Here is a 12,672-nt window from a genome sequence, read left to right on the forward strand (position 1 = left end):
AGTTGGGCGCCGACTACACAGGCGGGACCGCGCTGCAGAATGCGCACCAGGATCACGCCATGCACGAAATCGCTCGCTCGGTGCTTCCAGGAGAACTCGTATTTGACATCGGCGCCCATGCTGGCAGCAAGGCGCAATGGTTCGCAGATCGTGGCGCCAGAGTTATCGCGGTTGAGCCTCAACCCGCCATGATTGAGAAGCTACGAGTGCGTTTCGATGGCAATCCGAATGTTACGGTCGTCCCAAAAGGTTTGGCAGGAGAGCCTGGCGAATTGACTATGCGCATCAATACGCAGGCCCCGACCATATCGACCTTCACCGAGCATTGGACCAAAGGTCGCTTCAGCGATATGGTTTGGGACGATCAAGCGATTGTTCAAGTGACAACACTAGACCAGCTTGTTTCAGAATATGGAGCTCCAAGGTATACCAAGATTGATGTTGAGGGATTTGAGAAATCCGTGATGCTTGGGTTAACGCGCCGAATTGGAGCGATATCTTTCGAATTTACCACGGAGTTCGAGGCGGAAGCGAGAGATATCATGTGGTATGCGCGCGGCCTGGGTTATAGGCACTTCAATTTTAGCTTGGGCGAGGCAGAAGAATATGCGCTAGCGGATTGGGCCGACGTCGAAACGGCGATAGCTCACCTCAAAGGCGCATGCGCGGCTGATAGCGACGCTTGGGGTGATGTTTACGTTTCAGCGTGATCTCGGAGTCGTCAGCGTCATAGGGGCGGCGGGGCTTCACACTCGACCGCATACGGGGTTTGGTGCCGACTTGCCCGCGGCTTGCGATGGATGAACAAAGGCGTCGCCCGCAAACGGTCACGTTGTTGCCGTAGCGGGACGGCGCCGGGCTCATGCTTCGGAGTCGACGATAGGAGACACTCTCGGTGATCCGCTTCGAGAAAGTCAGTAAGGTCTACCGCACCGATGGCCACAAGCGGACCATCTTGGAGCAGGTGTCGTTCACTCTGAAGCCGGGCGTCTCCTACGGCATCCTCGGCATCAACGGCGCCGGAAAATCGACCACGATGCGGCTGATCGCCGGCACCGAGGCCGCGACGCGAGGCCGGATCCATCGCGGCGTCAGGGTCTCCTGGCCGCTCGGCTTCGCAGGCGGCTTCCACCCAAAAATGACCGGGCGCGACAATGTAATGTTCGTGGCCCGGATCTACGGGGAGAATCCACGAAAAGTGCTGGACTTTGTCGAGGACTTCTCGGAGCTCGGCAGCTATCTCGATATGCCGATCTACACGTACTCGTCTGGCATGGGCGCGCGGCTCGCCTTCGGCATGAGCATGGCGATCCCGTTCGATTGCTATCTGATCGACGAGATCACCTCGGTCGGCGATGCTCGTTTCGGCAAACGCTGCGACGAGGTCTTCTCGCAGCGGCGGAAGCACGCCGACGTCATCATGGTCTCGCACTCCATGGAGACGATCCGCCAGTGGTGCACACAGGGGCTAGTCCTGCTCAACGGCCGCGCGATCATCTACGAGGACGTGAACGACGCCATCGAGGTCTATCGCCGGTTGAATGCCTAGCGAGCCGCGTAGTTCAGTTGTCGTGGGCAGCGGTCTTTAAGATCGGCCCGTTGGAGCTCAAGCGCTATATGCTTTAGCTACTGCAAGGGCGCGATTGCGCTAGAGCTTCCCTGCCATCCCTTTTCAACGGCGGCCTCGATCATTTGCAACCGGGCAGCTCGATACTGCCGCTCGATTTTTGACCGACTATCGTTCGCCAATCTAGCCAACCATCTCGGATCAAGAGTGTCGTCCAGATCGGCCAGCTTTACCAATACTGTGGTTAGCCCCCCGTCACGCATGATCGCGTTGATCAAGTCTTGGTAAGATTTGCCCTCTTGTGGCGTCAGAGCCGCAACCGCCTCGATCACGATAAGCGAGAAGCCTTCCTGCCGAAGGCGCCGTTCCGTAGCGCCCGCGGTTCCGATTACATCGTGTAACCAAGCGACCTGCTCCGCGTCGTCACGGTGATCGTCGCTCCAAAATGGGCACCACTCCGCAAGGCGACGGACGCTCGCGGCGACGCGGGCAAGGTGACCTATGAACGGCTGGCCAGCCTCGTCGATGCCGTCTTTGTGAATGACGGCCGCGACATCGGCAGCGTCAGCTGCAGTTCGGCGCAAGGGCGGCAGAATGAGCTGGGACACCAACGTTTCTCGACCTAACTGTCCTGCAGGGTTCATCAGCTAAACTTGGGTCCCGATCTTATCAGACGAATCACCCCAGCGCCCGTCCATGCGCGCCTCACCGCGCCGGTATCTCACTCCGGCGAGACGGACGGCAACGCGCGCGAACTCGCTGGCCTTCCTCGACCAGCACGGCGCCGAGGCGCACCGGCTCGGTTGGACGGCGCCGCAGTTGTTCGGCGTCCACCCCGAGCACGGCTTTCTCCGGGTCGAGTCTGCCGGCGCGCTGATGGTCAACGACAGCCGGGTCGTCGGCGTCGAGCCGGACCGGATCGTGTTCGACCGTTTCTCTGGCTACCGGACGAAGCCCGGGCAGACCTGGGGTCCCCCGGTCTGGGAGTTCGCGGCGCGTGGAGTGGCGCGGTAGGGCTATTCTACTTCGGCGAGTTCCTCGCCATCCCTCACGCCCAGCGCGGCCTTCTGCGCGAGCAGCGTCGCTAATGCGGACCGGATGCGATCGCCCTGCTCTGCGTAGGGCAGCTCGGCTGCAACGAGCAGCGCATCGCGATAACGCGTCTGGATCGCCGCAAGCTGCGTTGGTAGGCCGATCTTGCGGGGCGCCTTCTCGGCGGCCTTTGCCTTGACTGGCTTCTTCTTGGCGGGTGTTTTTCCAGGCATGCCGAGCCAAGCTGGATGCAGGCTGCCGGTTCCCTCTCTCCTGAGCTCGGGATCCTAGCCAATCGCTCGTTCTACCCGCCCTGCAGGCTCTCGGCGAAGTCGTCGGGGATCTCGCCCCACTGGCCGAGGATCGTGACGCCCTCCAATTCGCCGGTCTCGTCGTCGGCCACCACCTTCAGCGCCGCTGCGCCCGGCATCCGCCTGGCCAGGGTCTCGGCCTTCTTCAGCGCGCCGCTCTCCGTCTGCGCCGGCTCCTGGCGGGCCGGGCGCAGGCGCTTGCGGTGGATCTCGAACGGCTGCACCAGGTAGCTGGTCGTCATCGCCATGGTGCCGCTCCCGCCCTTACGCCGACTTGCTGCCGACCCGTACCGCAGTGAACGCGCGGAACAGCACCGGCCGGCCTGCGGCATCGCGCACGTCCACCGACCACACGGTCCAATCCTGGCAGCCGACCCCCTCCATCAGGGCCAGCGCCACCCGGTCCGCGTGCTGCCGGATTTCGCGGATGCTCGACAGCCACCGCCCCTGCAGGTCGAACACGGCATCACCGCCTCCCAGGCAGTGGAAGCGATAAAGTCTCCGCGGCATTGGCCTTTTCCCGACCTCTCCACACGTGCCCACTGCGATCTCCGCGGGATCCGACACGGCCATTGAGTCACGCCTCACCATCGGGCTTTGTTCCCTATGTGTTCTAGTCGAGGTTGTGATCCGGATGCATGCCCAACGGCACGAACCGCCTGTGGAGATCCGTCTGTCCGAGGCCGAGGTGATCGCCCTGGCCTATCACCGGGCCGCCTCCGGCGATGCCTGGGCCGCCCTCGTTCGGGCGGTGGAGGATGCGCTCACCGACCTGCGAGACGCCGAAGCGCGCGTGCTCGCACAAGGCCGGCTGATCTCCCGCGGATACGCACGATGCCGCGCAGGGACGGCCTGAGCCCCGTGCCGGTCCACCCGATCGACGCGCTGCTGGTCGGGAGCCCCGACGCCGTCCGCGTGCCGCTGATCGGGCAGGCGCTGTGCGCAGGCTTCCCATCGCCCGCCGACGACTTTCTGGAGGGCGCGCTGGAGCTGCCGCGCTGGCTCGTGCCGAACCCGCCCGCCACCTTCCTGTGGCGCATCGCTGGCTCGTCCATGGAGGGCGCCGGAATCTATGACCGCGACCTCGCCTGCGTCGACCGCAGCCTCACGGCCGGCCACGGCCGCATCGTCGTCGCGGCGATCGACGGCCAGATGAGCTGCAAGCGCCTCGTGATCGACGGCAACGTCGCCCGGCTCGCCTTCTGCAACCCGGACCTGCCGGCCTTCGCGGTCGACGAGTTCGGCGAGGGCGTGATCTGGGGCGTGGTGCGCTTCTCGATCCGCTGGCACGTTGCCCGCGGGCGAGTCTCGTGAGCACGCCGGAGGCCCGGCAGCGCGACCGGATCGGTGGCGGCCGCGCCGTGGCGCTGATCGACGGCAACAGCTTCTACTGCTCGTGCGAGCGCGTGTTCGACCCGAAGCTCGCCGCGGTGCCGGTGATCGTGCTCTCGAACAACGACGGCTGCGCCATCGCCCGGACCGCCGAGGCCAAGGCGCTCGGCATCAAGATGGGCGATCCGTTCTTCAAGATCCGCGACCTGTGCCGCGCCCAGGGCGTGCGGGTATTCTCGTCGAACTACACCCTCTACGGCGACATGTCGGGGCGGACCAACGCGGTCTACCGGCAGTTCAGCCCGCAGGTGGAGATCTACTCCATCGACGAGAGCTTCCTGAACCTGTCGGACGTCGCACCGGCCTTGCGGGTCGAGCTCGCCCGAGACCTGCGCGCCACGGTCCGGGCCTGGACCGGGATCCCGACCTGCGTCGGCATCGGCCCGACCAAGACGCTGGCCAAGCTCGCCAACCAAATCGCCAAGACCGTGCCGGTGCTGGACGGCGTGTGCGACCTGACCGACCCGGCGGCCTACGCGCACTGGCTGTGCCGGATCGACGTCGGCGAGGTCTGGGGCATCGGCCGGGCCTCGCTCGCCAAGCTCCAGGCGATGGGCGTGGAGAGCGTGGCGGACCTGCGCGACCTCGACCGGCGACCGGTGCGCAAGGGCCTCACCGTGGTGGGCGAGCGGATCATCTACGAGCTGCGCGGCGCGGCCTGCCTGCCGCTGGAGATGGTGCCGGCGCGGCGGAAGGGTTGCGCGGTGACGCGCTCGTTCTCCAGCCGGATCACCGAGCGGGCGGTGCCGGAGGAGGCGGTGGCCGCGCATGCGACACGGCTCGGCGAGAAACTGCGGCGCGAGGGGCTGGGCACCAACCACGTCACGGTCTTCTATCACACGAGCGAACACGACCGAGATGATCCGATGTGAATCGCGCCGGGTTTTCCGGAGGCCGTTTGGTTTGGCTCAGGCGGCCAAGGCTTGGACCTCGGCCTGGGCATAATAGCGTGCCTCCGCCTCGGCGGGAGGGATGTGGCCGATCGGTTCGAGCAGCCGACGGTGGTTGAACCAGTCCACCCATTCGAGCGTGGCAAACTCGACCGCCTCGAACGAGCGCCACGGCCCGCGTCGATGGATGACCTCCGCCTTGAACAGGCCGATCACCGTCTCGGCGAGAGCGTTATCGTACGAGTCGCCAACACTGCCGACGGAGGGTTCGACGCCCGCCTCGGCCAGGCGCTCGGTGTAGCGGATGCTCACATATTGCGATCCGCGATCCGAGTGACAGACGAGGCCGCTGCCGGCGAAGGGGCGGCGCTCGTGCAGGGCCTGCTCCAAGGCATCGAGCACGAAGTCGGCCCGGGCCGAGCGCGACACACGCCAGCCCACGATCCGGCGGGCGAAGACGTCGATCACGAAGGCCGCATAGACGAAGCCGGCCCAGGTGGCGATGTAGGTAAAATCCGCCACCCATAGCCGGTTCGGGCATTCGGCCCTGAACTGCCGATTGACCCGGTCGAGCGGGCAGGCCGCCGCCGGATCGGGAACGGTGGTGCGAACCCTCCGCCCCCGGACGACGCCAGCCAAGCCCATCGTTCGCATCAGCCGGGCCACCCTGCAGCGCGCCACAACGATCCCTTCGCGGGCGAGCTGCCGCCAGACCTTGCGCACGCCGTAGACCCGGAAGTTCGCCTCGTACACGCGCCGGATCTCGACCATGAGGGCCGCGTCCCGCTTAGCTCGAGCCGGCAGCCTCCCGGGATCGGCTCGTCGCGCGGCATGGGCGTGGTACGTCGACGGGGCGATCGGCAGAACCTTGCAGATCGGCTCGACCCCGTAGAGCGCACGATGATCGTCGATGAAGGCGATCATGACCGGAACCGGCGGTCGAGCTCCGCCTGGGCAAAATACGCGCTCGCCTTCCTGAGGATCTCGTTGGCCTGCCGGAGCTCGCGGTTCTCCCGCTCTAGAGCCTTGATCCGCTCGCGCTCATCCGTCGTCGGTCCGGCCCGCACGCCCCGGTCGCGCTCGGCCTGGCGGACCCACTTGCGCAGCGTCTCGCCAGAGCAACCGATTTTGGCCGCGATTGACTGGATCGCGGCCCATTGCGAACCGTGCTCGCTCTCATGCTCCCGGGCCAGCCGGACTGCCCGCTCGCGAACCTCAGGGGAAAAGGGTGGGGTATGCTTCGTCATGGCTCCAGTCTCTCAAGAGTTGGAGCCTCCGAAAATCCCGGCGCGATTCAATCGCTTCGGCTCGTCAGGTGAACCGCATCGTAGCAGACGCAGGAGCGTGTCGCCGCTCGTCGGGATGGCAAGCAGAACAGACAGCCGGGCTCCCCCTTCGCCGCCGAGCGCGAGGCCGAGGTGGCGCTGCAAGTCACCGAGCCGCCCGGTCCGTCGTGCCCGGGCATCGCCACGCTCGGCAAGCGTTCGGCGAAGATGCGACGAGGGCAGTCATTGGCTGGACAGCGCCAGCGCCGGGCTCGGACTGCGACGCGGACGTGCCGTCCCTGCCAGGGCAGATCGGCGAGGGTGCGGGTGTAGTGCGAGTGCAGCCGCGGGGAAGCGCGACCGCATGTTGGACAGGCGGCCGTCGCGGCGCGCGGACGGGTGAGGATGATCAGTCGACCCGGACTGGGCTGGACCTGATCGACGATGAGATCTGCGGGGATGGAAGGCAGCAGGCGCTTGGTCATCCTCGTTGGGTGAGACCGGTTCCCGATCTGCGCGACGCGGCCCTTCGACTCGGATCTGCACCAGAAGTGCGGAAGGACCCAGGTCCGGATGTCGCTTGATAAACCGGGGCAATCCCACTTTGGCGAGGAGCTGGAACCGCGGCCAGCTCGTATAATGCCGCTTGCGAAAAAGGTGCGCTATACCGTACGCATACCGCTGATGCCCATTATCGGCGCACCTGATTTCGGCTTCGTAGTGGGCTACATGTCTCGCAAAACCTCCACTGACATAACCTTAGTTCTCAATGCGCACGATGAAACAAAATATCTACAGAGGACCGTCGCGTCCTTAGAGGAGTCTGTGCGGCACGCGAAATCGTTTGGACTCAAGTTCGAGTTGGCAATAGTCTTAGATCAACCTGTTCCCTCGACGGAGGAATGGCTTAGGAAACAGGAATTTAATGCTTTTGACCAAGTCGTTACAGTTAAGTGCGATCATGGATCTCTTGGACTTGCCCGGAACGAGGGCATATCTGCGGCCACAGGTGAATACATTGCCACCTGCGACGCGGACGATTTAATATCTTTCAATATGTTTAGCACGCTGTATGCCACGGCGAAGCGGTCTGGACCTAAGGCAATCGTTATTCCGCAGTACCTTCTTGCTTTTGGTCAAGAGAAATTTTTAGTAGAGTACTATGGGACAGATTGCGTCAGCAGGTTGGGATTTTTGACTTATCACCCCAGTGTCTCAAGGATCTTCGCCCACAGGTCGATTTTTGATCTCAGCAAATACGTTGATGTAGGTCCAAATAGCGATTACGCTTTTGAAGACTGGCACTTCGCTTGCGAATCTATTGCCAAAGGTTGTGATTTTGTGATTGGCCGCGGCACAATTCTGTTTTACAGACGACGTTCAAATAGCCTAGGACGCGTCGCGGACAGAACCTCCGTTCAGCAAATCCCGCCGACTGCGCTATTTGCACCAAAGAAGTTTCTTTCTTGCTGCGCACGAGATTTTGTTCGGTTCAAAAGCGGGGAAATCAATTCGAAAGATCCTAAAATAATCACTCAAGAGTTTACGGGCAATCCGTTGGTAGAAGAGCTGATCCGCGCCGCAAGCAAACTCGATCCAGCTATTAATACTCGATCACATTCCAGCCTGCCGGCATATAGCAATTTAGCGCCTCCGCTAGTCGGAGGCGCTACTTACTACCGTATATGCGAGCTTATTGAGCGCCGTCAATTTACAGATGTAGTTTTCGCGCCCTCCTATGTAGGAGGCGGCGGAAATTATCTTTTGGATCTAATCGAAGGCATAATTCGCCTAGAACGGGGTCGAAAATTCCTCATTCTATTCACTGGAGGATCGCAAGTAGACTCAGCGGCGCCAGAACAATCGGATGATCTCGCTATAATCGATCTGACAAAAGCTGAATATAAATGCGCCGAGTCCGATTTACAGATTATAGCGCTGCGGGTTCTTGAAAACTTCGCGCCCGGCGGCACTATACACGTCGGAACTTCGAACTTCAGCTTTGGATTTATTGAAAAATTCTACTCGGTCTTGAAGTCCTATAAGCTTATTTTTTACCGACCAAATGAAATCAGGACCGAATGTGAAAGCGCCGAGCCTGCTGCTGGTGAGGTATTCAACTTCATTTCCGAATTTGGAGAAAACTTTTCATTTATCGTTGCGGCTGACGAGAGTACCTTACAGCATGATACCACGCTTCTAAACACGCTTGCAAATCGATACATCGTTGCACCCGCCCTTTGCCGGGGCATCGCCTCTTATATCGATAGGATCTCTTAGCCGACGACAATGACACCGGCGACGGGCAAGGTGCGTCTAAAGATTTTCTATCCTGCTCAATAGGATTGGAGGACGGTAAGATTTTCACCGGGGTAATTTTTTCCAAGCAGTTAATTTAACCGTTTTCGGGTAATATTGTGTTTGCAGAGAATGGCGGAGGTAACGATGCAACAAATCATTGTCGAAATCATCGGCGGCCTAGGAAACCAAATGTTTCAGTATGCGTTTGGACGGGCTGCTGCGATTTGCCACGAGGCTGAGCTTTGGCTCGATGTAAGTGGTTTTGCGAGTTATCCTCTGCGGCAATTCAATCTTGGCCATTTCCGAATTGCAGGAGTTGTGAGCGAGCAGAGTCTAGATAATTCAGTGCCGCTCTATGAAGAACCTCATTTTCATTTCGACGCACTCGCCCACACTCACAGTCAGAGCATACGTTATAGGGGGTATTGGCAAAGTCCTTTATATTTTTCGGCAGTAGCAGATCGCATCCGCACTGATTTTCAGCTCCGTCTCGCTTGGCCAGAAACTTACCAGTCAATTTCAAACGAGATACAGAATGTTGAATCGGTTGGAGTTCATGTTCGTCGGGGGGACTATGCAAATAACCAAACAACTCAGGCATTCCACGGGCTTGCTGCGCCCGATTATTTCCGTCAAGCGGTCGATATGATGCGGGACGAACTAGGAAATCCCCGCTTTTATTTTTTCTCCGACGATATTGAGTGGTGTAGGGGGAAATTCGAGGGCCTGGACGTTGTCTTTGTCGATATCCCTGAGGAACGCGAAGAAAGCGGGCTGAAGGCTTGTCGAGATCTTCATCTTATGTCCCGGTGCCGCCATAATATCTTGTCGAACAGTTCGTTTAGCTGGTGGTCGGCATGGCTGTGTGACAAGCCTGACAAAATCGTAATTGCGCCTAATCCGTGGTTTGCAACGGCCGGGCTAGATACCCAAGATCTTATACCAGCCAATTGGAGATCGCTGCCCATCTCTGGACAACGCGACATGCCATAATAGGGACGATCTGTTAGTCCTGATTAGCTTACGTCGTAGGTCGGCTGTCAATTTAGCAAACCTGTCCCTCTCCAACCCAAAATGATGGAATTTGCTACGTTGACCGGCGCATGTCTACATCGAAGTAATTACTCAGGCCTGTGATGGCGGGGTTCAGGCACCGATGGTCTTGAGAACGGTGCTGAAGGGGCTGCTGCCTGTGAGGCGGGCGGTGTCGACTGACCTGACCGGCTGGCTTTGGACCGGGCTGATTGAGAGGATCAGCCAGGACCGAAGGAGTCGGACATGCGGCGAGGTCAGAAGACGGGCGCGGAGCAGGTGGTGCTGAAGCTGCGCCAGATCGAGGTGCAGACAGCCCAGGGCAAGAGTTTGTCACTGGCGTGCAAGGAGGCGTAGATCTCCGAGCAGAGCTATTATCGCTGGCGCAAGGAGTACGGCGGCCTCCAGGTCGACCAGGCCAGGAAGATGAAGGACCTGGAGCGCGAGAACGCCCGGTTGCGGCGGCTCGTGGCGGACCTGTCCCTGGAAAAGCAGGTGCTGGCGGACGTTGCCGCGGGACCCGAAGGGCAGCGACAGCAAAACTTGGAGCCCCCGCGCGACGCCGGCAGGCGGTGGACGGGATCCGGGAGAAGTACGGCCTCTCGGATTGTCACGCCTGCCGGATCGTCGGTCAGCACCGCGGCACGCAACGCTACGTGCCGACCTTGCTGGCGGACGAGGATGAGCTGACCCAGGCCATCATCGCCCTGGCGTCCGAGTACGGGCGCTATGGCTATCGCCGCGTCACCGCGCTGCTGCAGGCGGCAGGGTGGCAGGTGGGCAAGGACCGGGTTCAGCGCATCTGGCGTCGCGAGGGGCTGAAGGTCCCGCAGAAGCACCGGCCGCGCAGCCGGCTTTGGCTGAACGACGGCTCGTGCGTGCGGCTGCGCCCGCTCCACCGTAACCACGTCTGGAGCTTCGACTTCGTGCAGGCCCAGACGCACGACGGCCGAACCTTGCGCATCCTGACGCTGATCGACGAGCACAGCCGGGCGTGCCTCGCGCTGAAGGTGGCGCGGCGGATCAACAGCCTCGGCGTGATCGAGGCACTGGCCGACGCCATGTGCCTGCACGGCATCCCAGAGCACATCCGCTGCGATAACGTCCTACGTAGCGAGGAAGGACGGCTGGCTAGGCAACAGGTCTCCGTCCGCGAACATGCGCCCGCGGTGTGTTTGTCGTCAACGTCGATCCAGGCGGCTCCTGCCGATCCGGATGAACTCTCGGCCATAGCGAACACAGGATCCAGCCGATGCACGCGGCACCGTGGTCCTCACCGTCCTCAACACGAGATGTCGATTCAGGCAGGAGACCCGAGCATTATCTACAGGGTCGTGGTTCTCACGCCCTCACGGCTCTGCTGAGAGGGGTTCTCCCACCTGGCACCGGTCCCTCGACGAAGGGCCGGTAGTCGGCACCGGTCTTGATGACGGCGTGCACCACGCGCGCCATCTTGGCGGTGATCGCGGTCAGCGCCTTGCGCCGCAGGTCGGCATCGTGCCGGTCGCGGGCAATGTAGCGCTCGAACTTGTCGCGGAAACCGTTCTCCCGCTGCCGGATGGCCACCTGCCCAGCCAGCCAGAGCGTACGCCGGAGCCGGGCGTTGCCGTACTTCGACAGCTTGGTCTGGCCGCGGAAGGTGCCGGATTGCTGGGTGGCCAGATCGAGCCCGCAGAACTTCAGGAACTGCCGGTGATGGCCGAAGCGGCGCAGGTCACCCGCCTCAGCCAGGATGGTCAGGGCGTTGATCGGGCCGATACCGGGGATGCGGCGCAGCAGCTTGTAGTCGGAGCTGTCGGTCAGGAGGGCGTCGGCCGTGGCCTCGATGGCATCGCGCTGCTGGATCAGCCCGCGCGCCTCGCCGATGACGAGCCGGAACATGCTCACCGCCGGAGCGTCAGGCGGCACCGGCAGGCCGATCGAGCTGCGGGCCGTCTCGTAGATGTCGCCGAGCAGTTGCGCCTTGGCGACCTTGCGCCCGACGACATCCCAGGCGGCAGCGATGAAGGCCTCCTTGCTCAGCGCGGTGATGCTGGCGGGCGTGGGGAAGCGATCGAGGAACGCGAAGAACCAGTCCGAGCGGCTGTTATGGCGGAAGCGGTCGACCTCCGGGAAGTATAGCGGCAGGTAGTGGGTCAGGATCCGATGCAGCACCTCGGTCTTGGCCTTTGAGACGGCGTCGTGCGTCTTGGACAGTTCCTGCACGTCGTTGATGCCGGCGGCGAGCGGGTCGTGGTAGACCTGCGAGGCGCCGATGCGGATCATGTGCAGCATGACCTGGGCGTCCTTCGGGTCGTTCTTGTCCCAGCCGTTGTGCAGGGCCTCGCGGGTGCGGGCGAGCCCCACGGAGGAGATCAGGCGCACGGCAAAGCCGGCCTGGAGCAGGCGCCAGGCGATCGGGCGGTGATAGTTGCCGGTGGCCTCGAAGCCGCAGGTCACCGGCTGACCGAGGTCCGACAGCAGCGCGATCAGACGGTCGTGCTCGGCGCGGGTGTTGAGGACGCTCGACCGGCGTCGTCGGCCGGAGCCGGGCACCTCGATGAGGACCTCGTTGCGGGCCTTGGCGACGTCGATGGCTACGAGAACGCCGGCCGGCGGCGTAAGCTGTTGTCTGGTCATGGTCGATCCGTCTCCGGAATGAGGCTTCGAACACCGTCACTCTAGAGACCTGCCGATCGGCCATGACCGCCCAGGGCGGCGCGCTGCGCTCAGCATGGCTTCGCGCGCCGCCCCAGAACCGTCGAGCCATCTTCCCGATGTGCTACGGCCCTGAGATGATCTCCAAGGCGTTGCGCAAATGGGTCGCCAAAGCCGGAGCACAGATCCAGTACGCGCCAGGATTGAATCGCGCCGGGATTTTCGGAGGCTCCAACTCTTGAGAG

The 12,672-nt window shown here is 61.9% G+C and carries 14 protein-coding genes, 2 pseudogenes and 1 other annotated feature; of the genes and pseudogenes, 10 read left to right on the top strand and 6 right to left on the bottom strand.

The window, feature by feature from the left end; translation table 11 throughout:
* Positions 1-59: 59 nt before the first annotated feature.
* Both P9K36_RS07400 and P9K36_RS07405 read left to right on the top strand, forming a co-directional pair.
* Positions 60-710, top strand: coding sequence for an FkbM family methyltransferase (locus P9K36_RS07400; RefSeq protein WP_278306795.1), 651 nt, complete (start codon positions 60-62; stop codon positions 708-710).
* 185 nt (positions 711-895) lie between these two features.
* On the top strand, positions 896-1,549 hold the full coding sequence (locus P9K36_RS07405; protein ID WP_278306796.1) for an ABC transporter ATP-binding protein: 654 nt from the start codon (positions 896-898) through the stop codon (positions 1,547-1,549).
* A gap of 77 nt (positions 1,550-1,626) precedes the next feature.
* On the opposite strand, the gene P9K36_RS07410 is transcribed toward P9K36_RS07405, so the two are convergent.
* Positions 1,627-2,175 carry a metal-dependent phosphohydrolase gene (locus P9K36_RS07410; RefSeq protein ID WP_278306797.1) on the bottom strand — a complete coding sequence of 183 codons (549 nt, stop codon included), beginning with the start codon at positions 2,173-2,175 and terminating at the stop codon, positions 1,627-1,629.
* An 88-nt stretch (positions 2,176-2,263) separates the two neighbouring features.
* On the opposite strand from P9K36_RS07410, the gene P9K36_RS07415 reads away from it, so the two are divergent.
* Positions 2,264-2,581 carry a hypothetical protein gene (locus P9K36_RS07415; protein ID WP_278306798.1) on the top strand — a complete coding sequence of 106 codons (318 nt, stop codon included), beginning with the start codon at positions 2,264-2,266 and terminating at the stop codon, positions 2,579-2,581.
* A gap of 2 nt (positions 2,582-2,583) precedes the next feature.
* Here the strand turns inward: P9K36_RS07415 and P9K36_RS07420 are convergent, their stop codons facing one another.
* The 3 genes from P9K36_RS07420 to P9K36_RS07430 all read right to left on the bottom strand — a co-directional run bounded on the left by P9K36_RS07420 (position 2,584) and on the right by P9K36_RS07430 (position 3,372).
* Positions 2,584-2,832 carry a hypothetical protein gene (locus P9K36_RS07420; protein WP_278306799.1) on the bottom strand — a complete coding sequence of 83 codons (249 nt, stop codon included), beginning with the start codon at positions 2,830-2,832 and terminating at the stop codon, positions 2,584-2,586.
* A 71-nt stretch (positions 2,833-2,903) separates the two neighbouring features.
* A complete protein-coding gene (locus P9K36_RS07425; RefSeq protein WP_278306800.1) occupies positions 2,904-3,158 on the bottom strand; it encodes a hypothetical protein in 255 nt (84 codons plus the stop codon).
* A gap of 16 nt (positions 3,159-3,174) precedes the next feature.
* A complete protein-coding gene (locus P9K36_RS07430) occupies positions 3,175-3,372 on the bottom strand; it encodes a hypothetical protein (protein ID WP_347568049.1) in 198 nt (65 codons plus the stop codon).
* Between the two features lie 199 nt (positions 3,373-3,571).
* On the opposite strand from P9K36_RS07430, the gene P9K36_RS07435 reads away from it, so the two are divergent.
* From P9K36_RS07435 to P9K36_RS07445, 3 genes and pseudogenes are all read left to right on the top strand, one after another.
* The gene (locus P9K36_RS07435) at positions 3,572-3,766 is read left to right on the top strand and encodes a hypothetical protein (protein ID WP_347568050.1); all 195 of its coding nucleotides are present in this window, start codon (positions 3,572-3,574) and stop codon (positions 3,764-3,766) included.
* 5 nt (positions 3,767-3,771) lie between these two features.
* Positions 3,772-4,224 carry a translesion error-prone DNA polymerase V autoproteolytic subunit gene (gene umuD / locus P9K36_RS07440; RefSeq protein ID WP_278307265.1) on the top strand — a complete coding sequence of 151 codons (453 nt, stop codon included), beginning with the start codon at positions 3,772-3,774 and terminating at the stop codon, positions 4,222-4,224.
* Positions 4,221-5,171: pseudogene (locus P9K36_RS07445) on the top strand (Y-family DNA polymerase); the annotation flags it as partial. The gene umuD and the pseudogene P9K36_RS07445, both read left to right, overlap by 4 nt.
* Before the next feature lie 39 nt (positions 5,172-5,210).
* Here P9K36_RS07445 and P9K36_RS07450 read toward each other — a convergent pair.
* Positions 5,211-6,439, bottom strand: a protein-coding gene (locus tag P9K36_RS07450) for an IS3 family transposase (protein ID WP_278306556.1) whose coding sequence is annotated in 2 segments (ribosomal slippage) — positions 5,211-6,151 and positions 6,151-6,439 — 1,230 coding nt in all. Because the reading frame shifts where the segments join, the coding sequence is not laid out codon by codon here.
* Positions 6,042-6,158, bottom strand: a sequence feature (AL1L pseudoknot). It overlaps the preceding gene by 117 nt.
* 591 nt (positions 6,440-7,030) lie before the next feature.
* Between P9K36_RS07450 and P9K36_RS07455 the strand changes: the two genes are divergently transcribed.
* The 3 genes and pseudogenes from P9K36_RS07455 to P9K36_RS07465 all read left to right on the top strand — a co-directional run.
* The gene (locus tag P9K36_RS07455) at positions 7,031-8,737 is read left to right on the top strand and encodes a glycosyltransferase family A protein (protein WP_278306803.1); all 1,707 of its coding nucleotides are present in this window, start codon (positions 7,031-7,033) and stop codon (positions 8,735-8,737) included.
* Between the two features lie 165 nt (positions 8,738-8,902).
* Positions 8,903-9,751, top strand: a complete 849-nt coding sequence (locus P9K36_RS07460) for an alpha-1,2-fucosyltransferase (protein ID WP_278306804.1) — start codon at positions 8,903-8,905, stop codon at positions 9,749-9,751.
* Positions 9,752-10,036: 285 nt separating this feature from the next.
* A pseudogene (locus P9K36_RS07465) lies at positions 10,037-10,893 on the top strand (IS3 family transposase); the annotation flags it as partial.
* 238 nt (positions 10,894-11,131) lie between these two features.
* On the opposite strand, the gene P9K36_RS07470 reads toward P9K36_RS07465, so the two are convergent.
* Positions 11,132-12,409 carry an IS110 family transposase gene (locus P9K36_RS07470; RefSeq protein ID WP_278306805.1) on the bottom strand — a complete coding sequence of 426 codons (1,278 nt, stop codon included), beginning with the start codon at positions 12,407-12,409 and terminating at the stop codon, positions 11,132-11,134.
* Between the two features lie 62 nt (positions 12,410-12,471).
* On the opposite strand from P9K36_RS07470, the gene P9K36_RS07475 reads away from it, so the two are divergent.
* Positions 12,472-12,669 (top strand): hypothetical protein, encoded by a 198-nt coding sequence (locus tag P9K36_RS07475; protein ID WP_278306806.1) that lies wholly within the window; start codon positions 12,472-12,474, stop codon positions 12,667-12,669.
* The last annotated feature ends 3 nt before the right edge of the window (positions 12,670-12,672 follow it).

It is taken from the genome of Methylobacterium sp. 391_Methyba4 (genome assembly GCF_029691625.1).
Lineage (GTDB): Bacteria > Pseudomonadota > Alphaproteobacteria > Rhizobiales > Beijerinckiaceae > Methylobacterium > Methylobacterium fujisawaense.

Bases quoted from the DNA above. Each gene is read 5' to 3' on its own strand.
- P9K36_RS07470 (WP_278306805.1), bottom strand. From the start codon at position 12,409: ATGACCAGACAACAGCTTACGCCGCCGGCCGGCGTTCTCGTAGCCATC.
- P9K36_RS07420 (WP_278306799.1), bottom strand. From the start codon at position 2,832: ATGCCTGGAAAAACACCCGCCAAGAAGAAGCCAGTCAAGGCAAAGGCC.
- P9K36_RS07425 (WP_278306800.1), bottom strand. From the start codon at position 3,158: ATGGCGATGACGACCAGCTACCTGGTGCAGCCGTTCGAGATCCACCGC.
- P9K36_RS07455 (WP_278306803.1), top strand. From the start codon at position 7,031: ATGTCGCTTGATAAACCGGGGCAATCCCACTTTGGCGAGGAGCTGGAA.
- P9K36_RS07460 (WP_278306804.1), top strand. From the start codon at position 8,903: ATGCAACAAATCATTGTCGAAATCATCGGCGGCCTAGGAAACCAAATG.
- P9K36_RS07475 (WP_278306806.1), top strand. From the start codon at position 12,472: ATGACCGCCCAGGGCGGCGCGCTGCGCTCAGCATGGCTTCGCGCGCCG.
- P9K36_RS07415 (WP_278306798.1), top strand. From the start codon at position 2,264: ATGCGCGCCTCACCGCGCCGGTATCTCACTCCGGCGAGACGGACGGCA.
- P9K36_RS07400 (WP_278306795.1), top strand. From the start codon at position 60: ATGCACGAAATCGCTCGCTCGGTGCTTCCAGGAGAACTCGTATTTGAC.